At 71.9% G+C, this 21,190-nt stretch carries 19 protein-coding genes, 1 tRNA gene and 1 pseudogene; 14 read left to right on the top strand and 7 right to left on the bottom strand.

Features of this window, described 5'->3' with window-relative positions; all coding sequences use genetic code 11:
• Both ACZ79I_RS14040 and ACZ79I_RS14035 read right to left on the bottom strand, forming a co-directional pair.
• Complete coding sequence (locus ACZ79I_RS14040; RefSeq protein WP_471497448.1) at positions 1 to 1,005, bottom strand: NAD-dependent epimerase/dehydratase family protein; 1,005 nt, start codon at positions 1,003 to 1,005, stop codon at positions 1 to 3.
• 11 nt (positions 1,006 to 1,016) lie between these two features.
• Positions 1,017 to 1,643: a ScbR family autoregulator-binding transcription factor gene (locus ACZ79I_RS14035; RefSeq protein ID WP_471497447.1), complete on the bottom strand. Its 627-nt coding sequence runs from the start codon at positions 1,641 to 1,643 to the stop codon at positions 1,017 to 1,019.
• A gap of 158 nt (positions 1,644 to 1,801) precedes the next feature.
• Between ACZ79I_RS14035 and ACZ79I_RS14030 the strand changes: the two genes are divergently transcribed.
• The 5 genes and pseudogenes from ACZ79I_RS14030 (at position 1,802) to ACZ79I_RS14010 (ending at position 5,338) form a co-directional block, all read left to right on the top strand.
• Positions 1,802 to 2,695 carry a ScbA/BarX family gamma-butyrolactone biosynthesis protein gene (locus tag ACZ79I_RS14030; RefSeq protein ID WP_471497445.1) on the top strand — a complete coding sequence of 298 codons (894 nt, stop codon included), beginning with the start codon at positions 1,802 to 1,804 and terminating at the stop codon, positions 2,693 to 2,695.
• A gap of 37 nt (positions 2,696 to 2,732) precedes the next feature.
• Positions 2,733 to 2,953: pseudogene (locus tag ACZ79I_RS14025) on the top strand (4'-phosphopantetheinyl transferase); the annotation flags it as partial.
• Between the two features lie 21 nt (positions 2,954 to 2,974).
• The gene (locus ACZ79I_RS14020) at positions 2,975 to 3,229 is read left to right on the top strand and encodes a hypothetical protein (protein ID WP_471505525.1); all 255 of its coding nucleotides are present in this window, start codon (positions 2,975 to 2,977) and stop codon (positions 3,227 to 3,229) included.
• A 331-nt stretch (positions 3,230 to 3,560) separates the two neighbouring features.
• Entirely contained in the window at positions 3,561 to 3,851 is a 291-nt protein-coding gene (locus ACZ79I_RS14015; protein ID WP_471497443.1) for a hypothetical protein, read from the top strand.
• Between the two features lie 242 nt (positions 3,852 to 4,093).
• Positions 4,094 to 5,338, top strand: coding sequence for an IS256 family transposase (locus tag ACZ79I_RS14010; RefSeq protein WP_471496683.1), 1,245 nt, complete (start codon positions 4,094 to 4,096; stop codon positions 5,336 to 5,338).
• A 343-nt stretch (positions 5,339 to 5,681) separates the two neighbouring features.
• Here ACZ79I_RS14010 and ACZ79I_RS14005 read toward each other — a convergent pair.
• A tRNA-Arg gene (locus tag ACZ79I_RS14005) sits at positions 5,682 to 5,757 on the bottom strand.
• Positions 5,758 to 6,064: 307 nt separating this feature from the next.
• Here ACZ79I_RS14005 and ACZ79I_RS14000 point away from each other — a divergent pair.
• The 5 genes from ACZ79I_RS14000 (at position 6,065) to ACZ79I_RS13980 (ending at position 13,427) form a co-directional block, all read left to right on the top strand.
• Positions 6,065 to 7,672: a dynamin family protein gene (locus tag ACZ79I_RS14000; protein WP_471497441.1), complete on the top strand. Its 1,608-nt coding sequence runs from the start codon at positions 6,065 to 6,067 to the stop codon at positions 7,670 to 7,672.
• Positions 7,669 to 9,930, top strand: a complete 2,262-nt coding sequence (locus ACZ79I_RS13995; RefSeq protein ID WP_471497439.1) for a GTPase — start codon at positions 7,669 to 7,671, stop codon at positions 9,928 to 9,930. The genes ACZ79I_RS14000 and ACZ79I_RS13995 overlap by 4 nt, the downstream gene beginning before the upstream one ends.
• A 451-nt stretch (positions 9,931 to 10,381) precedes the next feature.
• Positions 10,382 to 10,900 carry a single-stranded DNA-binding protein gene (locus tag ACZ79I_RS13990; RefSeq protein ID WP_471497437.1) on the top strand — a complete coding sequence of 173 codons (519 nt, stop codon included), beginning with the start codon at positions 10,382 to 10,384 and terminating at the stop codon, positions 10,898 to 10,900.
• A gap of 272 nt (positions 10,901 to 11,172) precedes the next feature.
• Entirely contained in the window at positions 11,173 to 12,588 is a 1,416-nt protein-coding gene (locus ACZ79I_RS13985; RefSeq protein ID WP_471497435.1) for a Cys-Gln thioester bond-forming surface protein, read from the top strand.
• Between the two features lie 95 nt (positions 12,589 to 12,683).
• Positions 12,684 to 13,427, top strand: a complete 744-nt coding sequence (locus ACZ79I_RS13980) for a phosphotransferase (protein ID WP_471497433.1) — start codon at positions 12,684 to 12,686, stop codon at positions 13,425 to 13,427.
• 18 nt (positions 13,428 to 13,445) lie between these two features.
• Here ACZ79I_RS13980 and ACZ79I_RS13975 read toward each other — a convergent pair whose 3' ends face one another.
• Entirely contained in the window at positions 13,446 to 13,646 is a 201-nt protein-coding gene (locus ACZ79I_RS13975) for a hypothetical protein (protein WP_471497431.1), read from the bottom strand.
• A 242-nt stretch (positions 13,647 to 13,888) separates the two neighbouring features.
• On the opposite strand from ACZ79I_RS13975, the gene ettA reads away from it, so the two are divergent.
• Genes ettA through ACZ79I_RS13960 form a run of 3 tightly spaced genes read left to right on the top strand, consistent with a single transcriptional unit; the run spans position 13,889 to position 16,658 of the window.
• The gene (ettA, locus tag ACZ79I_RS13970) at positions 13,889 to 15,553 is read left to right on the top strand and encodes an energy-dependent translational throttle protein EttA (protein ID WP_471497429.1); all 1,665 of its coding nucleotides are present in this window, start codon (positions 13,889 to 13,891) and stop codon (positions 15,551 to 15,553) included.
• A 2-nt stretch (positions 15,554 to 15,555) separates the two neighbouring features.
• On the top strand, positions 15,556 to 15,972 hold the full coding sequence (locus ACZ79I_RS13965; protein ID WP_471497427.1) for an acyl-CoA thioesterase: 417 nt from the start codon (positions 15,556 to 15,558) through the stop codon (positions 15,970 to 15,972).
• The gene (locus tag ACZ79I_RS13960; RefSeq protein ID WP_471497425.1) at positions 15,969 to 16,658 is read left to right on the top strand and encodes a DUF8185 domain-containing protein; all 690 of its coding nucleotides are present in this window, start codon (positions 15,969 to 15,971) and stop codon (positions 16,656 to 16,658) included. The genes ACZ79I_RS13965 and ACZ79I_RS13960 overlap by 4 nt, the downstream gene beginning before the upstream one ends.
• Positions 16,659 to 16,691: 33 nt before the next feature.
• Here ACZ79I_RS13960 and ACZ79I_RS13955 read toward each other — a convergent pair whose 3' ends face one another.
• Complete coding sequence (locus ACZ79I_RS13955; RefSeq protein WP_471497423.1) at positions 16,692 to 17,096, bottom strand: globin; 405 nt, start codon at positions 17,094 to 17,096, stop codon at positions 16,692 to 16,694.
• Between the two features lie 107 nt (positions 17,097 to 17,203).
• Here ACZ79I_RS13955 and ACZ79I_RS13950 point away from each other — a divergent pair, with 107 nt between their 5' ends.
• Positions 17,204 to 18,184: a methyltransferase domain-containing protein gene (locus tag ACZ79I_RS13950; protein ID WP_471497421.1), complete on the top strand. Its 981-nt coding sequence runs from the start codon at positions 17,204 to 17,206 to the stop codon at positions 18,182 to 18,184.
• An 83-nt stretch (positions 18,185 to 18,267) separates the two neighbouring features.
• On the opposite strand, the gene ACZ79I_RS13945 is transcribed toward ACZ79I_RS13950, so the two are convergent.
• Positions 18,268 to 19,734 carry an FHA domain-containing protein gene (locus ACZ79I_RS13945; protein WP_471497419.1) on the bottom strand — a complete coding sequence of 489 codons (1,467 nt, stop codon included), beginning with the start codon at positions 19,732 to 19,734 and terminating at the stop codon, positions 18,268 to 18,270.
• A 95-nt stretch (positions 19,735 to 19,829) separates the two neighbouring features.
• The gene (locus ACZ79I_RS13940; protein WP_471497418.1) at positions 19,830 to 21,179 is read right to left on the bottom strand and encodes a vWA domain-containing protein; all 1,350 of its coding nucleotides are present in this window, start codon (positions 21,177 to 21,179) and stop codon (positions 19,830 to 19,832) included.
• Positions 21,180 to 21,190: the final 11 nt, after the last annotated feature.

The following is a 21,190-nucleotide window of genomic DNA, read 5'->3' as shown; positions in this document are numbered from 1 at the left end:
TCACCGGTGTTCGATTGCCGCAGTTTCCTTGCTGCGACCTGGTCCGCCGGACGGGCTCCAGGGGCGTTCGGCGAGGAACGACCTGTACCACGCGGACGCTGAGGTGAGGCGGGCGAGCGGGCCGGGGCCCTCCGGGCAGCCGGTGAGGCGCCAGATCTCCTCGCCGCGGTACCAGTGGTCGAGGGCGAGGAGGGAGAACTGGCGCTCGCTCATCAGACCCGGCACCTCGCGCAGTCGGCGTACGCAGGCGTCCCAGGGCCATGGCTCGGTCACACTCGGCAGTACGCCGAGGGAGGCGAGTGTGGTCAGGAGGTCGCGGACGCGTACGGGGCGGGGGTGGGCGGCGTGATGGATGCCCGTGGGCGGCGCGTCCGGCATGAGGGCCGTCGTCGCGATCAGCCGTGCGAGGTCCTCGACGTCGATGAGGGACAGCAGGCCGCCTCCGCCGTCCCAGAGGGCCGGAACCCGTGCGAGCAGTTCGGCCAGCGCCGGGACGACCCAGCGGTCTCCCTGGCCCACGATCAGACCGGCCCGCAGCACCGTGCCGCCCGTCGCCAGCACGTGCCGCTCGCTTTCGAGCCGGGTGGCGCTGGCCGCGGAGACAGGCGCCGGCGCGATCTCGTTCACGGTGAGCCCGCGGTGCGGCCCCGCTCCGTACACCGCGGTCGTCGAGAGCTGGACGACGCGTCGGACACCGCTGCGTCGGGCCTCCTCGGTGAGCATCGCGGTCCCCCGGACGTTGACGGCCTCGCATGCGGGCGCCTCGCCGGACACCCGGGACGCGAGGTGCACCAGGACGTGCACGTCCTCCAGCGCTCCGGACAGCGAGGACGGATCAGTCAGGTCCGTGGGGCGCCACGACAGGCCCGCCTCGTCCCGGAGCCGTCTCCCGGGAGGTGTGCGCACCAGGGCGCGCACGTCGTCGACGCGGCCGTCGGCACGCGCTTCGAGGAGCCGGCGCAGCACCACCGAACCGACGAAGCCCGTGGCTCCGGTGACCGCCACGCGGGGCGGCCTCACGCGGTGGCCGCCGACTCGTCGTGGGGGATGTCGAGCCGTGCGACGACCTCGTCCGGCGCCAGGGCGGGCAGCAGACAGCGCCACATGGTGGCGATCAGCTCGGGCAGGTTGGCCCGCTCGCTGGAGATCTCGGACATGATCTGCGTACCGGTGAAGGCACCGACGATCACGCGCGCGAAGTCCGCTTCGTTGACGGAGGGGCGCAACTGCCCCCTCGCGCGCGCCTCGACCAGGGTCTCACGGAAGTGGTCGATCCAGAACTCGTAGATCGAGTACTCCTGGAGACCCGATTCGTTCTGCTCCACCGCCAGCCGGACGCCGGCCCGCAGCAGCGTGTTGGTCTTCAGTTCGCGCGCCAGGTAGCCGGTCATGTCGAGCAGTTGCTGGAGGCCGGGCTCGCTCGGGGGGAACTCCAGATCGGCGGCCTGCTCCATGATGACGGCTCTGGCCAGGGCTTCCTTGTTCTTGAAGTGGAAGTACATGGCCCCGGCCGTCAGCCCGGCCCGTTCCAGGATCTTGTTGACGCTCGCGCCGGAGTACCCGGCCGTGTCGAAGATCTCGGCCGCCGCCCTGAGCAGTACTTCTCGGGTACGAACGGCACGCTCCTGCCTGCGTTGTGCCATCACAGACCGCCCCAACCTCTCGACAAACAAAAAGAACGACCTCTATGTTATCCAAGCGGCACGCATGAGTGTCCGCTCGGTATCGCTTTGGCATTCGCCAGCAGCCCAAGGGGAGGACTGCCGTGTCGCTTCAGTTTGCTCAAGTGCCTGTGACGGAAATGCCTACTGCCATTCCTCGGCCGTACACGCACAAGCGTGACGCGTCCGAGGTGCTGCTGAGCAACTGGTGCCGTACGGGGGCGGACTCCTACGCGGTGGAGGCCGGCTGGCCCGGGCAGCATGCCTTCTACGAGACCCGGCTCGGCATGCACGACCCGATGCTGCTCTGCGAGACGGTGCGCCAGACGTTACCGCTGCTGTCCCACGGTGCCTACGAGGTACCGCTCGGACACCAGCTGCTGTGGCAGGACTTCGCCTGGGAACTCGACGCGGGCGCCCTGCGCAGTGACAGCGGCGCGGTCGGCATAGACCTCTGCATCACGTGCACGGACGTCAAGCGCCGCAAGGCGCGCGCCTCTGCCCTCGCGCTGCGCTTCGAGGTGGTGCGGGACAGCACGGTCCTCGCCGTCGCGCGCACCCGCTTCACGATCCAGGACCGGACCGTCTACGAACGTCTGCGGGGCCGTTACGCCGATATGCCCGACCTGCATGCGGTTCCCCTGCCCTCCCCGGCGTCGCCCGAGCGCGTGGGGCGGAGCAGTTTCGAGGACGTGGTCCTCTCGCCCACTGACTCCAGCACCCGCTGGCAGCTGCGGGTCGACCGGGCGCACCCGGTCCTCTTCGACCACCCCGTGGACCACGTGCCCGGCATGCTGCTGCTCGAAGCGGCGCGCCAGGCGGCCCAGGCCATGGTCCACCCGGACGCCGCCGTGGTGGTGGGGATGAGCGTCGTCTTCGCCCGCTACGCCGAGTTCGACACCACCTGCTGGATCGAGTCCGCCTCGCTCCCGAACGACCTGAACGGCAACCGCAGGGTGCTGGTCACCGGTCGGCAGCAGGACAGGGACGTCTTCTGCGCGGTCGTGTCCATCGCCTCGATGGCGGGCGGCTGATTCCCCCTGGGGCGGGGCGTCCAGGGGGACGACGATCATGATCGAGAAGCTGTTGCCGCCGTCGGTCGCGGTGGCCGAGTGGTTCGGTGATCCCGTCCATGCCCCGCTCCTCGGCGCCGAGCCGGGGATCGTGGCGGGGGCCGTCGGGAAACGTAGGCGGGAGTTCGCCACCGTGCGCTGGTGCGCCCGTCGGGCCCTCGCGGACCTGGGCATCGCCCCCTCCCCATCCTCACCGGCGAAGGCGGTGCCCCCGCGTGGCCGGACGGCGTCGCCGGGAGCATGACGCACTGCGACGGATACCGGGCGGCGGCCGTGGCGCACGCCGGTGAGGCGCTCGGCGTCGGCATCGACGCCGAGCCCCACCTCGCCCTTCCCGAGGGGGTCTTCGCGTCCATGGCCCTGCCCGCCGAACAGCGGCGGGACGCGGAACTGCGCCGCCCAGCTGTACTGGCCCGTGAGATCAGGGACGAGGCCGGCGGGCCCGACCGCCGCGATCCGCCCCGCCAGCACACGCGGCTACCTTGCGGACAGTAGAACCGCCGTCCGGCGGAGATGCTGCGCGTCCGGCCCTGCGACTTCGGAGCCGCTCCGTTGGTGACCTCGCCCGGTTCCTCGGCATCGCGATCCAGGGACCAGGAGCGTTCCGACGCTTCAAGGACATGCTGGCCGCCTCGCTGGCGCAACTGCAGCGGTACCGGTTGTTCTCCGCGGAGCGGCAGCAGGGCAGGGCCCGGGTCGCCGATCAGGGCTACCGGCCGACGCTGTCGGGCAGCCACTGACCCGGGTGCCTTCACGATCCCAGTGCCGGTAGGCCTCGATCCACTCGGCCCCCTCGGGCGCCGGATCCGGCAACGGAAGGCCGAGAATGCCGATCGCCTGCCGGTACCCGCCTCGCGTACAGACCGCCACGATCTGGTTTCCGGGCAGCAGGTCCACCCTCTTCACGGGTGACCTCGACCTCGAGAACGACCGTCGTGAACGGGACGGCCAGATGCTCGGCGAGCATCGTATGCAGACCGGTGAGCTGCTCCTCGTCGTAGGCATCCACGGTGGCCTGCCCGGCCAGCTCGTCGAGTTCCGCGTCGCTCAGCTGCCCGTCCACAGGGAACACGGTACCGGCGGTGCCCGCAGCTCCCCCGCCGGCTGCTCCCCCTGAGCCACGGGGGTCGTTCCTCCCGCCACGAGGGTCAGTGTGCTGCCTGGTAGTGCGTACAGGCTCCTCAGCACCCACCGCGAGTAGATCGCGTCCCGTGAAGTGGTGTAGTCGGGCAGGGTTCCGGAACGCGCGGGTGTCTGCCCGGGGGCGTGCATCCGTTGGCGGTGCATGCTCCCTGAACAAGGGCAGGCCATCGCGCAAGTCTCTCTGGTGAACGGGCAGTTCGACCGGAGGAGCACGCGATGGCCTTGTCCCAGTCTGAGCTGATGCGGCTGCTGGAGTCACTACGTCGGGCCGAGGGAGTTGAAGCAATCAGGGTGGTGTGCGAGCGCATCCTGCAGGAGCTGATCGAGGCCGAGGCCACCGAGGTGATCGGTGCCGCGCCGCGCGAGCACTCCGAGACGCGCACGACCTGGCGCAACGGACACCGGGAGAGGCTGCTGACCACGCAGGCCGGCGACCTGGACCTGAAGATTCCGAAGGTGCGCAGCGGGTCGTTCTTCCCGTCGCTGCTGGAACGCCGGCGGCGGATAGACCGGGCGTTGTTCGCCGTGGTGATGGAGGCATATGTGCACGGTGTCTCGACCCGCTCGGTCGATGACCTGGTCAAAGCCCTGGGGGCGGACAGCGGGATCTCCAAGTCCGAGGTCTCCCGCATCTGCGGCGAGCTGGACGCCGAGCTGACCGCGTTCAAGGAGCGGCCGCTGGATCACACCGTCTTCCCGTACGTCTTCCTGGACGCGACCTACTGCAAGGCGCGGGTGAATCACCGGATCGCATCGCAGGCCGTGGTGATCGCGACCGGGATCTCCGCCACGGGGCACCGGGAGATCCTCGGGCTGATGGTCGGCGACAGTGAGTCGAAGCCGTTCTGGACGAAGTTCCTGCGGTCGCTGCGGGCCCGTGGCCTGGAGAACGTCCAGCTGGTGATCTCCGACAGCCACAGCGGGCTGGTGGCCGCGATCCGCACCGTCTTCCTCGGCGCGGCCTGGCAACGGTGCCGGGTGCACTTCGTCCGGGACGTGTTCTCGGTGATCGAGAGGGGTTCTGGGGAGATGGTTGCCGCCACCATCCGCACCATCTTCGCGCAGACCACCGGCGAGCAGGTGCGCAGCCAGCTGAACGTGGTCGCCGACATGCTCGGGCGGCAGTTCCCACAGGTCAAGACGATGCTGCTGGATGCGGCGGTGGACATCACCGCATTCGCCGACTTCCCGCCGGCGCACTGGAAGAAGATATGGTCGACCAACCCGCTGGAGCGGCTGAACCGGGAGATCAAACGGCGGGCCGATGTTGTCCAGGTCTTCCCCAATCCCACCGCCCTGGACCGGCTGGCCGCCGCGGTGCTGGCCGAACTCCACGACGAGTGGCAGGTCTTCGACCGCCGCTACCTCTCCGAAGCCTCCATGGCCGAGCTCTTCACCACCAAGCCGACCGAACCCGAACCGCAGATCACCCCACAACCGGAACCGAAACAGCTGCCCTGACTACACCACCCCGTGGGACATGACCCGCGAGTAGGCGCCGAGGGGGCCGCCGACTGTGCGGAGCGGATCAGGTTCAGGTTCCCTGTTCGCGACGCCTGCCGATGGCCGCCGGGCCCCATGGCCCTTGGGAGGGGACCAGCCATGTTCTGGGTGCCCGGTAGGGCTCGAACCTGTGGCTGGCTGCTTGTATTCCGAGCCGTGGATGAGGGGGCCGTGACCTGCATTCTTCCTCAGCCTGGACGGGATTGCGCCTACTCGGGTCTTCCTCGCTACCCAAAGGGCGCACAACGGGCAAAATGCAGTGCTGGCCTGCGGCGATGCCCAGGCAGGGCTGACCACAGGTTGGCGCCCCCGGCAGGACTCGAACCTGCGGCCAAGCGCTTAGAAGGCGCCTGCTCTATCCACTGAGCTACGGGGGCCGGTGTGGCGGCCTGTCTGGTGCCCGGGTGTGGGCTGATCCGTGACCTTGCCGGGGACAAGGATAGGACGCCAGGACCCTTGCCCCTGATGCTTCCCCTCCGTGGCTCGATGTGGAGGTTCGGTGAAGCGGTCCTGATAATCGCAGGCAGGTGCGAATCGTGCATCGCTTTTCGCGCCTGGCGGCCCCGGGTGTTGTGTACTCGTTATGCCTGCGCCCCAGTCGTCCCTTCCATCCCCTGTGTCCGGTCGGCGCGCAGACATGCCCATATGCTTCAGAAAACATCCAAAATTGGGCATTCTTCGCATGTGGTGACCTTGGATGTACGGCCTCAGCTGCTCGACGCACTCTCCGACCTCCGCGACCGTGTCGCCGCCGCACGCTTCCCGCTGCCCCTGGCGGGGGCCGCACGCGCGCGTGCCGGCCGCGACGAACTCCTCGCGCAGCTCGACGACTACCTGGTGCCCCGGCTGAAGGAGCCCGAAGCACCCTTGCTGGCCGTTGTGGGCGGATCCACCGGGGCCGGCAAGTCGACCCTCGTCAACTCCCTTGTGGGGCGCAAGGTCAGCGAGGCCGGCGTGCTGCGGCCCACCACCCGTACGCCCGTACTCGTCTGCCATCCCGAGGACCACCAGTGGTTCAGCGGCATGCGCGTCCTGCCGGGGCTCACGCGCGTGTGGGTGCCCCGCCAGGACACCGGCGAGGATCCGCCCGCCCTGGCGGGACGGGAGGAGCGGGTGCTGCGCATCGAGACCGCCGACACGCTCCCGCGCGGCCTGGCCCTCCTCGACGCGCCCGACATCGACTCCCTGGTCGCGGACAACCGGGTCCTCGCCGCCGAGCTGATCTGCGCCGCCGACATCTGGGTGCTGGTCACGACCGCCGCCCGGTACGCCGACGCCGTGCCGTGGCACTTGCTGCGGACCGCGAAGGAGCACCGGGCGACCCTGATCACGGTGCTCGACCGCGTGCCCCACCAGGTCGTCTCCGAGGTGTCGCGCCAGTACGGCGCCCTGCTCACCAAGGCCGGCCTCGGCGATGTGCCCCGCTTCACCGTGCCCGAGTTGCCCGAGTCCGCCTGGGGCGGAGGGCTGCTGCCCGCCACCGCCGTCGCTCCTCTGCGCGCATGGCTCACCTACCAGGCACAGGACCCCGCCGTCCGGGAGGCCGCCATGGCCCGTACGGCACACGGAGTGCTCGACTCCCTGACCTCCCGCGTGAGCGAACTGGCCGGTGCCGCCGCGGCGCAGTACGCCGCCGCGCTGCGGCTCACCGCCGCCGTCGACACGGCGTACGACGGTGAGTGCGCGCGCGTGCACACGCGTCTGCGGACCGGTGCCGTTCTCGCCGGCGACGCCCTGAAGCGGTGGCACGGCTATCCACTGGACTGCGGTGACGGTGAACTGCTGGACGCCCTCGTCGAGAACCTGGGTGCCCTGCTGCTGTGCGCCGTCGCGGCCGCCGACGAGCGTGTCGACGAGGCATGGCGCCGCGAGCCGGCGGCGGCCACTGCGGCGCTGACGGACCAGGATCCGGCCCTGGACAGCGCCGAGCACCGCATCGGGCTGGCGGTACGGCGCTGGCGGCGCGTCCTGGAGGAGTACGCCGAGGAATCGGTGCGCGATCTCGACAGGAGCGTCGCCCCGGACGCCGAGACGGTGGCCGCCCTCGCCGTCGCGTCCCTCCTCGGCGGAGAGCGGGCACAAGGGGCCGCCGAAGTCCTCGCCGAGCGGATCGGCGCCCAGGAGGCACAGCGGCTGCGCGAGCGCGGCGCGCGGCTGCTCTCGGAGTACGTCGACCGGGTGCTGCGCACCGAACGCGAGCGCTGTCTCGCGCCCCTCGACGCCTTCGACGTCCACGCCGACCTCCAGGCCGAACTCATCGCCGTGCTGTCCGTACTGCAGAAGGAGAGGTGACCGCGGTGAACGTCATCACCGGCCACACGGATCACGAGGAGGGCGGGCACCCGGGCGGGCACCCGGGCGGGCACTGGTACCGCGGGGTCTCCGGCGGAGGTGAGGCTCATATGAACGACGAGGTCGGTGAGCACCATGGGGCCGATGCGAACGACGGGGCCCGGACGGGCCGCCTGCGCGCCCACGGTGACACGGACGCGGACACGGCCCTGCTGCCGGACGTGCCGGACGTGCCGGACGTGCCGGAGGCGCTGGACGCGTCCGGAGCGGCGCGATCAGGGGAGGGGACCACACACCTGCGCGGGCACGACATGGAGAGCGTGGCCAGCGCGGGAAGCGCGGTGAGCGCGGTGAGCGCGGTGAGCGGGGAGAGCGGTGAGAGCGCGGTGGGCGGTAAGGCCGCGGAGCCCTCGGAGATCGGGGAGACCGGGCACACGAGGGGGAGCGGCGGGACCAGGGAGCCGGCGCAGGCCGAAGACACCCGGCAGCACGATGCCCCGCACGCGCGCGTGCAGCGCGACGATCCGGCGGAGCGCGCCGAACCCGGAGCCGTCTGGGACGACGGGCTGATCGCCAGGCGCGCGTCCGAGACGGGACTCGCCCAGGGGGCGGCCGGTGCCCTCGACCCCCGTGGCGCGGTCGTACCGCAGTCCATGCCCCTCGCCTACGACGGAGCCCTCAGGTCGCGGCTGGACGCCCTGAGGGAGCTGGTGGGCCTGTCGCGCACGCGGTTGGACAGCCGCACGCTCGCCGAGGCGGGCCGGGTCCTGGACGAGGCGGCCGCGCGGCGCAGACACTCCGGGGAGCACACCGTGGTCGCCATCGCGGGCGCCACCGGCAGCGGCAAGTCGGCCCTCTTCAACGCGCTCGCCGGAGTCACCATTTCGGAGACCGGAGTACGCCGGCCCACCACCGCCGCCCCGATCGTGTGCAGTTGGAGCGACGGCGCGGCCACGCTCATCGACCGGCTCGGCATCCCCGGGCGGCTGCGTCGGCGCCCCGTGCACAGCCCGGACGGCGACCCGCGGCTGCGCGGGCTCGTCCTGGTCGATCTGCCCGACCACGACTCCGCGGCCGTGCAGCACCGGGAGCAGGTCGACCGCATCCTGGCCCTCGTCGACGCGGTGATCTGGGTCGTGGATCCCGAGAAGTACGCCGACGCCGTCCTCCACGAGCGGTACCTGCGGCCCCTGGCCGGACACGCCGAGGTCATGTTCGTCGTGCTGAACCAGGTGGACCGGCTGCCCGGGGAGGCCGCGGACCAGGTGCTGGACGACCTGCGACGGCTGCTCGACGGGGACGGCATCGCGCTCGGCGAGTTCGGCGAGCCCGGCGCGACCGTGCTCGCGCTGTCCGCGCTCACCGGGGACGGTGTGGAGGAACTGCGCGAGGTGCTCGGGCAGTTCGTGGCCGAGCGCGGCGCGGCGGCGCGCCGCATCTCCGCCGATGTGGACGCCGCCGCGGCCCGGCTACGGCCCGTCTACGGGACCGGGCCGTTCACCGGACTCAGTGAGGAGGCGCGCGAGGAGTTCGCGGGGCGGCTCGCGGACGCGGTGGGCGCGACCGCCGCCGGCGAGGCCGCCGAACGCGCGTGGCTGCGCAACGCCGACCGCGCGTGCGGTATGCCCTGGCTGAGGCTGTGGCGGTGGTTCCGGGAGCGGCGTGAACCGTCCACGGGACGGCTGCCGGTGCGCGCTCCGGCGGACGGCGAGGCGACCGAGCGGCAGCGTGTCGAGCAGGCCGTGCGGACGGTGGCGGACCGGGCCGCGGCCGGACTGCCGGCGCCCTGGGGGCAGGCGGTGCGCGAGGCGGCGGCGCGTGGCGCGCAGGGGCTGCCGGAGGCGTTGGACGAACTGTCGGTGCGCGCCGCCATGCCGCATGGGCGGCCGCCCCGGCCCGGTTGGTGGCCCTTCGCCGTGCTCGCCCAGACGCTGATGACACTGCTTCAAGTCGTCGGCGGGCTGTGGCTGCTGGGGCGGGCCGTCGGGTTCATGCCGCCGGACCTCGGCGTGGCGGCGTCGCTGACGGCGCTCGGTGTCGTCGGGGGACCGGCCATCCAGTGGGGCTGCCGGATCGCCGCGCGCGGGCCGTCCCAGCGGTACGGACTCGAGGCGGAACGCCGGCTGAGGGAGGCGGCAGCCGGATGCGGAAGGGCCCGAGTGCTGGATCCGGTGGCGGCGGAGCTGCTGCGGTACCGGGAGGTGCGGGAACAGTACGCGAAGGTCACCGGGACCGGTGTGGGGGCGGGGATGGGGTGAGCCCCGGAGGGGGCAGGACCACCGGAGGGTCTGGAGGACCGGACGGGGACGGCCGGGCGGGCAGGAAGGTCCGGGCGGAAGCGGCCGGGGCAGGTAGGTCCGGGCGGAAGCGGCCGGGGCAGGAAGGTCCGGGCGGAAGCGGCCCGGAGGATGCCCTTCCGGGGTGGGAGATGCCGATGCGATGCCCGTTCCGGGGCGTCAAGGTGAGGCGGAGCGACTCGTTCGGGTGGCGGAGTTGTCCACAACCGGGCGGTAGCCCACAGCGCTCGGCGGGCTCGGCCCGGCGGAGGCAGTCTGATCCCACGGCGATCGCGGCGAACGCGAACGCGGTCGCCGTACGGAGGCGGCAGCACGCGGCACGGCGTGCCCGCCACGGCAGACGCAGCCGTACGGGACGGGCCCGTGCGCGTTCCGTCCCGGCGCGGAAGCCGGGGCGAGGGAGGGGTTTCGCATGAACGAGACGATGGTGTGCGTGGTCGGGAACGTCGCCACACAGCCGGTGTACCGGGATTCGCCGACGGGTCCCACGGCACGCTTCCGGCTTGCGGTGACGGCGCGGTATCTGGACCGCGAGAAGAACGAGTGGACGGACGGTCACACGAACTTCTTCACGGTGTGGGCCCGGCGCTCGCTGGCCACGAACGTCGCCGGGTCCGTGGCGGTGGGCGATCCGCTCGTCGTCCAGGGGCGGTTGAAGGTGCGCACCGAGCAACGGGACGGGCAGGGCTGGCTGTCCGCGGACCTCGACGCGGCGGCGATCGGCCACGATCTGTCGCGCGGCACGTCGGCCTTCCGCCGGTCCTCAAGGCCCGAGGCGCACTCCGGGGCACAGCCCGGCGCGACACCGCAGTCCGAGCCGAACTGGGAGACGGAACCGGCGCGTCGTCCGCGGACGACGGACCAGTCCGGCGCCGGGGCGGAGGCCGAAGCTTCTTCCCAACCCGACTCGCAGGCAGTCGGGGTGACGTGACATCAGGCCCACTACCCCCTCCATGCGGAAGTGTCGCCTATCGGGGAGTCTGTCGCCCGCTGCCCGAACGATCCCTGTGGATTTATCGATAAGTGCAGCCTGCAAGCTGTGTGAGCGATAACGATTCCGAGTCGGATCGGTTATCCGGCGATATGACTGGGGAGAGGGGTGCGCCGCGTCCCTAGGATGCCGGGCATGGCTCTCGGGGCTCCTGATTCCGCTGGTGGGACCGCATCTCACCGCGCAACGGGCCCTGCTTGAAGGGGAATTCTGTGTTTTCTTCGTTCTCTGCGTCGTCCGCGCGCAGGCGAGGGGCCGCCGCCCGCCTCGCCGCCGCGACGCTGGTGTCCGGACTCGTCGCGGCGGGCCTGCTGGCCACCGCGGGCGCGGCGGCCGCCGACGACACCCCGCAGAGCGAGGGGGGAGCGACCGCGACGATAGGCGCCCTCAAGACCTACGGGGTCGCCGTCATCCACGACGGCGGCAGGGACGAGCAGGTGCCCGCGGGGCTGTTCGAGATGTCCGTGGACTACGGCGGCACCCTGCAGACCTACTGCATCGATGTCCACAACCCGACCCAGAAGGACGCCAAGTACCAGGAGACGACGTGGAGCGGCACGTCACTCAACGGCAACAAGAACGCGGGTAAGATCCGCTGGATCCTGCAGAACTCCTACCCGCAGGTCAACGACCTGGCGGCGTTGGCGGCCGAGGCGGGCGCCACGGGCCTCACCGAGCAGGACGCGGCGGCCGGTACCCAGGTGGCGATCTGGCGCTACTCGGACGGCGCCGACGTGGACGCGGTCAATCCCCAGGCGGAGAAGCTCGCGGACTACCTGGAGAAGAACGCGCGGAACCTCCCGGAGCCCGCCGCGTCCCTGACCCTCGACCCGCCCGCCGTCTCGGGGCACCCCGGCGAGCGGCTCGGCCCGGTCACGGTGCACACGAACGCGGACAGCGTGACGGTGACGCCGCCGACGGACGCCATGGCGAGCGGGCTGAAGGTCGTCGATACGGCCGGCAAGGAGATCACGTCCGCGGTCGACGGCAGCAGGATCTACTTCCAGGTGCCGCGGAAGGCGCAGGACGGTTCGGCCGAGCTGATCGTGCAGGCGTCGACCACCGTGCCGGTCGGCCGGGCCTTCGTCTCGGAGAGCCGCAGCCAGACGCAGATCCTCGCCGGCTCCAGCGAGTCGACCGTCTCGGCGACGGCGACGGCGAACTGGGCGGCGACGGGCGCGATACCCGCGCTGTCGGCCGAGAAGAACTGCGCCAGGGGCGGCGTGGACATCACCGCGGTGAACAAGGGCGACGAGGCGTTCACGTTCGCGCTCATGGGGACCGAGCACACCGTCCCCGCCGGAAAGTCGCAGACGGTGACGATTCCGTTGCAGGAGGACCAGGCGTACGACTTCACGATCAAGGCGCCCGGTGGCTACGCGAAGCGTTTCAAGGGCGTCCTCGACTGCAAGACCGCGTCCGGCGCGGGCGGCCTGAGGACGCAGACGCTCAGCGAGCCCGCCCCGGCGCTGGCGGGCGGTCCGACGACGGCCCCCGACGAGAACCTGGCCGAGACGGGCGGCTCCAGCGCGACTCCGATCATCGCGGGCACGGCCATCGGCCTGGTCGTGATCGGCGGTGCGGCCCTTCTGCTGATCGGCCGGAAGCAGACCCCGACACGCGACTGAGCAACGGGACCCCGCCTGCTGGGCGGCGGCGCGTGGTCCCCGGGCGCGGAGAAAACCGCTGGCCCGCCGGGTGACGCCGAGGAGAGTATGAGCGCATGGCCTTGTCCGGACCGCCGCCTCCCACCGTGCCGGTACCGGCACGGATCGCCGCCCTGGCCGGTGACCGGCCGCTGCTGCCCGTGTGGCAGAACGAGCTGGGCGGATTGACCTTCCGGATCGGCGACGGGGACGGCCGGCTGTTCGCCAAGTGGGCTCCGGCCGGCTCCCGGCTGGACCTGGCCGGCGAGGCCGAGCGCCTGCGATGGGCCGGCCGCTTCACGACCGTGCCCCGTGTGCGGGACCAGGGAGCCGACCAGGACGGAGCCTGGCTCGTCACCCATGAGCTGCCCGGTGAGAACGCCGTCACTCCTCGGTGGACGGCGGACCCGGCGACGGCCGCGCGTGCGCTGGGGGAGGGTCTGCGTGCCCTGCACGAGCGGCTTCCCGTGGCCGGGTGCCCCTTCAGCTGGTCTGTCGACTCCCGCCTGGAACGTGCTCGCCGCGCAGGCATCACAGTGCCGGCGGACCTTTCCGCACCGCCGCCGGTCGACCGTCTGGTCGTGTGCCACGGCGACCCCTGCGCGCCGAACACGCTGCTCCACGAGGACGGCACCTGGTCCGGCCATGTCGACATGGGCGCCCTCGGTGTCGCCGACCGCTGGGCCGACCTGGCCGTCGCCACCTGGAGCACGGAGTGGAACTACGGGCCGGGCTGGGACGACACCCTCCTCGACGCCTACGGAGTCGCCCCCGACCCCGAGCGGACGGACTTCTACCGCCGCCTGTGGTGGGCGACTTGACGCACCACGCCACCCGGATCAACGGGAGGCCCGGCGCCGCCGCCGCTCGTACACCGTCCCTGCGCCCGCTGTCACGGCGCCGGGGACGACGAAGGCGACGGCGCCCCAGGGCACGATGCCGGACCAGCCGAGGACCGCGTCCATCTTGCCCCGCCGTCGCCTCTGCCGCTCCGGCAGCCGGGCCCGGGGCCGAATGATCAGGCCGGGCTCCCGTTCCACCGGCCCCCGCCACGACCCGCGCCGGGTCCTCGGCGGTGGTGCCGCACCGGAACACGACACGACGCCCCGATCACACCATCACGCACTGTTGCCTTTCAGGCACGCGGACGAGCGATCGGCGCCGACAGTGAAACCCCAGGTCGGAGGCGCCCGGACATACGGGTTTCCGTCCAGGGGCGGCGGTCGGGCAAGATGGGCTGTATCTGCCCACTGCCAGATTTCAAGCTGCCGGACGGTTTCTCTTGGCTGAGTTCATTTACACCATGCGCAAGGCGCGCAAGGCGCACGGCGACAAGGTGATTCTCGACGACGTCACCCTGAACTTCCTCCCGGGTGCCAAGATCGGCGTCGTCGGTCCGAACGGCGCCGGCAAGTCGACCGTCCTCAAGATCATGGCGGGTCTGGAGCAGCCGTCGAACGGTGACGCGTTCCTGACGCCGGGCTACACCGTCGGCATCCTGCTCCAGGAGCCCCCGCTGAACGAGGAGAAGACCGTCCTGGAGAACGTCCAGGAGGGTGTCGCCGAGATCAAGGGCAAGCTCGACCGGTTCAACGAGATCGCCGAGCAGATGGCGGTCGAGTACACCGACGCGCTCATGGACGAGATGGGCAAGCTCCAGGAGCAGCTCGACCACGCGAACGCGTGGGACCTGGACGCGCAGCTGGAACAGGCCATGGACGCCCTGGGCTGCCCCCCCGGCGACTGGCCCGTCACCACCCTCTCCGGTGGTGAGCGCCGCCGCGTCGCGCTGTGCAAGCTGCTGCTGGAGCAGCCCGACCTGCTGCTGCTCGACGAGCCCACCAACCACCTCGACGCCGAGTCGGTGAACTGGCTGGAGCAGCACCTCGCCAAGTACGAGGGCACCGTCGTCGCCGTCACCCACGACCGGTACTTCCTGGACAACGTCGCCGGGTGGATCTGCGAGGTGGACCGCGGCCGTCTCCACGGCTACGAGGGCAACTACTCCAAGTACCTGGAGACCAAGGCCGCCCGTCTCAAGGTCGAGGGCCAGAAGGACGCCAAGCGCCAGAAGCGCCTGAAGGAAGAGCTCGAGTGGGTCCGCTCCAACGCCAAGGGGCGGCAGGCCAAGTCCAAGGCGCGTCTGGCCCGCTACGAGGAGATGGCGGCCGAGGCCGAGAAGATGCGGAAGCTGGACTTCGAGGAGATCCAGATCCCGCCGGGGCCGCGCCTGGGCAGCGTCGTGGTCGAGGTGGACAAGATCAGCAAGGCGTTCGGGGAGAAGGTCCTCGTCGACGAGCTGTCCTTCACGCTGCCGCGCAACGGCATCGTCGGCGTCATCGGCCCGAACGGCGCGGGCAAGACCACGCTGTTCAAGATGATCCAGGGCCTGGAGCAGCCCGACTCCGGTTCGATCAAGGTCGGCGAGACCGTCAAGATCTCGTACGTCGACCAGGGCCGTGAGAACATCGCCCCGAACAAGACGCTGTGGGAGGTCGTCTCCGACGGGCTCGACTACATCAACGTCGGCCAGGTCGAGATGCCCTCGCGGGCGTATGTCTCCGCGTTCGGCTTCAAGGGCCCCGACCAGCAGAAGCCGGCCGGTGTCCTCTCCGGCGGCGAGCGCAACCGCCTCAACCTCGCGCTCACCCTCAAGCAGGGCGGCAACCTGCTGCTCCTCGACGAGCCGACCAACGACCTGGACGTGGAGACGCTGTCCTCGCTGGAGAACGCGCTCCTGGAGTTCCCGGGCTGTGCCGTGGTCATCTCCCACGACCGGTGGTTCCTGGACCGCGTCGCCACCCACATCCTCGCCTACGAGGGCGACTCCAAGTGGTTCTGGTTCGAGGGCAACTTCGAGTCGTACGAGAAGAACAAGATCGAGCGCCTCGGCCCGGACGCGGCCCGCCCGCACCGTGCCACCTACAAGAAGCTGACCCGGGGCTGATCTTGCGGCACATCTACCGCTGCCCACTGCGCTGGGCGGACATGGACGCATACGGCCACGTCAACAACGTGGTGTTCCTCCGGTACCTGGAGGAGGCCCGTATCGACTTCCTGTTCCGCCCGGACAAGGAGTTCAAGCAGGGGTCCGTGGTGGCACGCCACGAGATCGACTACAAGCAGCAGCTGGTCCACCGGCACGCGCCGGTGGACATCGAGCTGTGGGTCACGGAGATCAAGGCGGCGTCCTTCACCCTCGCCTACGAGGTCAAGGACAAGGACCCGGAACGGATCTACGTCCGGGCCTCGACGGTGATCGTGCCGTTCGACTTCGAGGCCCGGCGGCTGCGCCGGATCACGCCCGAGGAGCGGGAGTTCCTCGCGGAGTACATGGACGACGAGGAGGAGGCCGTCGCGGTATGACGGTGCTCCACCTCGCCGGCGACAGGGAGGCGGCGGACCTGGCCGCCTTCCTGGCCCGGCTGGTCCACTACGACCGCGGCGCCGCGGTGCGGCTGCAGACGACCGGGACGGCGCTGGCGGTCTTCGGGCGGCCGCCCTCGTTCGAGGTGCTCGCGATCCGTGCGGTGCGGCTCGCCAAGCCGTACGAGGACGGACTGGAGGTCCGGCTCGACCGGACCGTGTCGGCCGGTGAGCTCCTGGAGTCCGTCGACGAGCCGGCGGCCACCGCCACCGTGCCCGCCGCCGTGACCGGACCGCCGTGGGCCGGGGTGCTGCCGCCCCGCGGCGGCTGGCGGCCGCAGCCGGGGCTGCCGGCGCCGGATGCCCTGCGGGCGGCCGTGGCCGCGGCGGTGGCCGAGTTCCGCTCGCGCACGCAGGAGCTTGCAGCGGAGCGGCGGACGCGCACCGCGCTCGACGGGATCGGCAGGGAGATCTGGTCCCGCACGCTGGGGGACACGGAGCTGCCGGTGCGGGCCGCGCACGCCGCGCAGTCGCTCGGCTTCCTGCGCCCCGCGCCGCGGGCGTCCGGCGGCGACGCGCCACCGGAGTTGTTCTCGTCGGGCGCCTGGCTCAGGCTGCGCACCCCGTACGGGTCGGTCGCCGTGCGCCGGGCGGGCCTCGGCACGCTGAGCGTCAGCGTGCGCTGAGCGTCACCGGGGGCCGGTGGTCCTCGGGACGGCTCACCCGGGGGTGTTCATCATCGACGCGGCGGCGTACGTCAGGTAGTTCCACAGCGTCCGCTCGTGCTCCTCGGACAGGCCGAGCTCGTCCACGGCGACCCGCATATGGGCGAGCCAGGCGTCGTGGGCGGCCTGGTTCACGGCGAACGGGGCGTGCCGCATCCGCAGACGGGGGTGGCCGCGCCGCTCGCTGTAGGTCGTCGGCCCGCCCCAGTACTGGATCAGGAACAGGACGAGGCGCTCCTCGGCCGGGCCCAGGTCCTCCTCGGGATACATGGCCCGCAGAACAGGGTCCTCGGCCACCCCCTCGTAGAAACGGTGGACGAGGCGGCGGAAGGTCTCCTCGCCGCCGACCTGCTCGTAGAAGGTCTGCTCCTGCAGCGTGCCGCGCCGAATCTCATTCACAGGTCCATGGTCTCAGACGCGGCGACCCAGGACGCAAGCCCCCGGATCCCCGGTTCGACGCGCGCGGCATGCTCGCCACGCGCCGCCTCCCGCAGCAGAGTGGAGGTATGGGCGCGCACGCTCTCGATGACGATCTGGAGGACCTCGCCGCGTCGGCGCGGGCGGACCTCGTGCGGGAGATCGAGGCAAGCGGGGCGTGGGCGGCCGATCCCCTCTGGCGCGAGGCGTTCGCGGCGGTGCCGCGCCATGTCTTCGTGCCGTACTACTACGTCGTGGCCAGGGGCGGCTACGAGCGCCGGTGGTGCGGTGATCCCGACCCGGACCGCAGGCGGGAGTGGCTGCGCGGCGCGTACGCCGACGCCCCGCTGGCCACCCGGGTGCGCGACGGCGAGCTGATCTCCTCCAGCAGCCAGCCGTCCCTCATGGCACAGATGCTGACCACGCTCAGGGTCCGGGACGGGCACGCCGTCCTGGAGATCGGCGCCGGCACCGGCTACAACGCGGCCCTGCTCGCCCACCGCCTCGGCGACGGCCGGGTCACCACGATCGACATCGACCCGGAGATCACCGAGTCCGCCCGGCAGCACCTGGCGGCCGCGGGACACCACCCGGCCGTGGTCACGGGCGACGGCTCGCGCGGTGTTCCGGAGCGGGCCCCCTTCGACCGGATCATCGCGACCTGCGCGCTGAGCTCGATCCCGGGCGCCTGGCCGGCGCAGTGCCGTCCGGGCGGGCGCATCCTGGCGCCGTTCGCGACCGGGCTGATCGCCCTGGAGGTGCGGGACGCCGGGCATGCCGAGGGGCACTTCCTGACCACGCCCGCCTACTTCGTACCGCTGCGCGGCGGAACCCGGCCCGAGCCGGAACCGCCGGATCTGGGCGGGCTGCCGCGCCGGGCCCGGAACGACGAGGGGTTCCGGTTCGTGCTGGCCCTGACGGCGGGCGCCCTCACCCCCTCCGAGGCGTACACGCTGTGGGAGCACGAGGAGCGGCCCGGCCGCGAGCGGTTCGGGATCACGCTCGGCGGCGACCGCGCCCGGGCCTGGCTGGACGACCCGGACGGGCCGCACACCTGGCCGCTGTCGTGAAGACCCGGCCGGATGAGACGGAACGGCCCCGGACGCGTACGAGAGCCCGTGAGCAATCCCACACGCGCCCGGGGCCGCGCCGTTCAGCCCCGGCGGATGGTGATCGTCGTCCAGGCGCCCACGTGCACCCGGTCCCCGTCCTGCAGGGGGACCGGCACGAACGGCTGGATGGGCTCCTCGCCGCCGTTGACGGTGGTGCCGTTCGTGGAGTTCTGGTCGACGACCGCCCAGGAGCCGTCCGGCTGCTGCACCAGGACCGCGTGCTGGTGCGAGACGCCCGGGTCCTCGGGCGGCACCGACAGGTCGATGTCGGGGGTGTCGCCCGTGGAGTGGCGGCGGCGGCCGATGGTGACCTGGTTGCCGGACAGGGTGCGCTGCTGCTCTGGGGAGTACGCGGGCAGGTTCAGGCCCGCGGCCTCGGGGCCGGAGCGCTGCATCATCGCCAGGAAGTACTCGCGGTCCGGACCGATGGTGGCGGTCCAGGTCACCGGCTGCTGCTGCCCGTAGGGGCGGGGCGGGGCCTGGGTGGCGCCGGGCTGCGGGTAGCCGTAGCCCCCGCCCTGACCGCCGCCGGGGGCACCGGGACCCGCCGGCCCGCCGGGCGCGCCGCCCGCCGGGGAGGACGACGGCGGCGAGATCACCCAGTCGTCGTCACCGCCGCCGAAGGCCGGCCCGCCGGGCCCCGGCGCCCCGGGCGGCGGAAAGCCCTGGACCGGGGGCGGCGGGCCGCCGGGCCGCTGGTACGTGGGGGGCGGGCCGCTCGGCTGGAAGGCCGACGGGCCGTTCGGAGCCTGGGTCTGTGGTCCGCCGGGGCCACCGGGGCCACCGGGACCACCAGGGCCGCCGGGGCCGGTGGAACCGCCGGGACCGCCAAGGAAGCCGGGACCGCCCGGACCGCCGGGACCGCCCGACGGGGGGCCGGGCGGCGGTGGCGCCGGACGCGACGGGTCGTGCCCGAAGACGGACGGACGCGAGGCGTCACCTCCGAAGCCCCCGTGCCCGGACGGCTCACCGCCGAAGCCCCCGTGCCCGGACGGCTCACCGCCGAAGCCCGTCGGCCCGGACGGCTCACCGCCGAACGGCGGGGACGGCGGGATCGGTTCCGCGGGCCGGTTCACCTGCGACGGCCGGGAGCTGTGGTAGTCGTACGGGTCCGGGCCGGGCCCGGTCTGCCCGCCCTGCTGGAAGCGCAGCGCCGGGTTCGGCGACGGAGCCGGCGGGCGCGGAGCCGCGGGGGTGTAGGAGGTCGCGGTGTTGGTCAGGAAGTTCCAGCGGCACTCCTCGCAGAACGGGGCACCGCCCTCGCGGGGGGTGCGGCACTGCGGGCAGAGCTCCGGCTCAAGGTCCGGTACGGCGGACAGGGGCCGCCCCGCGGGGCCGCCGCCCGCGCCCGGAGGCGGCGGGGGCGAGCCGGGCGGCGGGTAGCCGTAGCCGGCGCCGGGCGGCGGCGGTGGAGGTGGCGGCGGGGGTACGGCACCGGCCATACGGTGACCGCAGACCTCGCACCAGTCGTCGGAACCCGACTGGTGTCCGTTCGGGCAGGTCGGCATGTCGGCGCTTCCCCCTTTCCTTCTCCGGTCGCTGTGACCGGCGTGGTTCTCCAACCCCGGGGGGGTCGGGCTCGCTGCTGTCAGGACTTCCTACGTCACTTCTTCACACGAACAGTCTTTGTGGACCGTGTTTCGAGAGTCATCTCGTCGGCCTCCGCGACCTTCGCCTTCAGTCGCACAGTACCTGTCGCGGCGTCGACCACGTCCACCACCTTCGCAAGCAGTTTCGCAGTATCCGCGTTCCCCGAGGCGCCGGCGAGCTGAACGGCCCGCCCCAGCTTGGCCGTTGCGCCGTCGAAATCGCCCGCTTTGCGGAGGTCCAGCCCCTGCTGGATGACATGCGCCAGTTCCGCCTGGCCCGTGTAGTGCGCGACTTGGGGGTTGATCGACGTGGACGCGGCCATGTCGTCGGTCCACACCGCCCGTACGAGTCCCTGGGCGCCGAGGTTGTGGGCGCTGCCCTGCTCGTTCTGCGGGATCACGAGCGAGACCCGGGCGGCCAGCATCTCCTGGCCGATGTTCGCGGGCGGGACGCGGACGCATACGTGGTAGTCGCGGGACTCGTCGCCCCAGGAGCCCGTGGGGTAGTCCCCGGCGCGCGGGCCCGCCTCGGCACGGCGGCCGGTCAGGTCCTCGACCGTGGGCGCCACCTGCTTCACGAACACGGTCTCCGTGCCCACGGGCGTCCACAGCCGCAGCGAGACGTCCGCGACCTCCTTGCCCATGGCCGCCTCCATCATCTGCCGGAAGTCGGCGGCCAGCGCGGCCGGGTCGGCCACGATGTCGGCCGTCCCGAGCAGCGCGGAGGCGATCCCGGTGACCTCCTTGACCTCCCAGTCGGTGCCCACTCCGCGCGCGTCGCACGTGAAACGGCCCGCGCAGGACTCCAGCGCGGCCCGCAGGTCCTCGGGGGCCTCGTGTTCGTTGCGGCCGTCGGTCAGCAGGATGCCGTGCCGGATCGAGACGTCGGCGGAGGACAGCAGCCGGTCGGCCAGCCGCAGCCAGGTGCCGATCGCCGTGCCGCCGCCCGCGCTGAGCCGGCGCAGGGCCTGCTTGGCCTGGTCACGGGTGTGCGCGTCGGCGACGGCGAGCCGTCCGCCGCCCGGGTAGACCTCCTTGGCCACATGGGTGCCGTCGATGACCGCGAAGTGCACGCCGTCGCGCAGCGTGTCGACGGCCACGGCCGTCGCGTCGCGGGCGTTGCGCATCTTGGCCGGTGGGTAGTCCATCGACCCCGAGCAGTCGACCATGACGGCCACGGCCGCGCTCGGGCCCTGCCCCGGCGCGTAGAGCCGGGGCGCGGCGACCGCGCTTCCGATCGTGCCGCCGCCGGTCGCGGTCACCGTCACGATGGCGTTGACCTCGCGGCCGCCCTCCGGCAGGTACTCGTTCTGATAGACGTCCACCGAGAACTGCGGCACGTTCGACTTCGAGAAATTGGCCATGCGTTCTCTGA

The sequence above is a fragment of the Streptomyces sp. PSU-S4-23 genome (genome assembly GCF_055632315.1).
Note: the sequence above shows the minus strand (reverse complement) of the source record. Positions and strands in the feature narration are given on the sequence as shown.

What these genes read in the sequence shown, in the direction of transcription:
- ACZ79I_RS13980 (WP_471497433.1), top strand. Translation starts at nt 12,684, where the DNA reads ATGGCCTTGTCCGGACCGCCGCCTCCCACCGTGCCGGTACCGGCACGG.
- ACZ79I_RS14030 (WP_471497445.1), top strand. Translation starts at nt 1,802, where the DNA reads ATGCCTACTGCCATTCCTCGGCCGTACACGCACAAGCGTGACGCGTCC.
- ACZ79I_RS13990 (WP_471497437.1), top strand. Translation starts at nt 10,382, where the DNA reads ATGAACGAGACGATGGTGTGCGTGGTCGGGAACGTCGCCACACAGCCG.
- ACZ79I_RS14015 (WP_471497443.1), top strand. Translation starts at nt 3,561, where the DNA reads ATGCCGATCGCCTGCCGGTACCCGCCTCGCGTACAGACCGCCACGATC.
- ACZ79I_RS13960 (WP_471497425.1), top strand. Translation starts at nt 15,969, where the DNA reads ATGACGGTGCTCCACCTCGCCGGCGACAGGGAGGCGGCGGACCTGGCC.
- ACZ79I_RS14010 (WP_471496683.1), top strand. Translation starts at nt 4,094, where the DNA reads ATGGCCTTGTCCCAGTCTGAGCTGATGCGGCTGCTGGAGTCACTACGT.
- ACZ79I_RS14035 (WP_471497447.1), bottom strand. Translation starts at nt 1,643, where the DNA reads ATGGCACAACGCAGGCAGGAGCGTGCCGTTCGTACCCGAGAAGTACTG.
- ACZ79I_RS13945 (WP_471497419.1), bottom strand. Translation starts at nt 19,734, where the DNA reads ATGCCGACCTGCCCGAACGGACACCAGTCGGGTTCCGACGACTGGTGC.
- ACZ79I_RS14020 (WP_471505525.1), top strand. Translation starts at nt 2,975, where the DNA reads ATGACGCACTGCGACGGATACCGGGCGGCGGCCGTGGCGCACGCCGGT.
- ACZ79I_RS13950 (WP_471497421.1), top strand. Translation starts at nt 17,204, where the DNA reads ATGGGCGCGCACGCTCTCGATGACGATCTGGAGGACCTCGCCGCGTCG.
- ACZ79I_RS13940 (WP_471497418.1), bottom strand. Translation starts at nt 21,179, where the DNA reads ATGGCCAATTTCTCGAAGTCGAACGTGCCGCAGTTCTCGGTGGACGTC.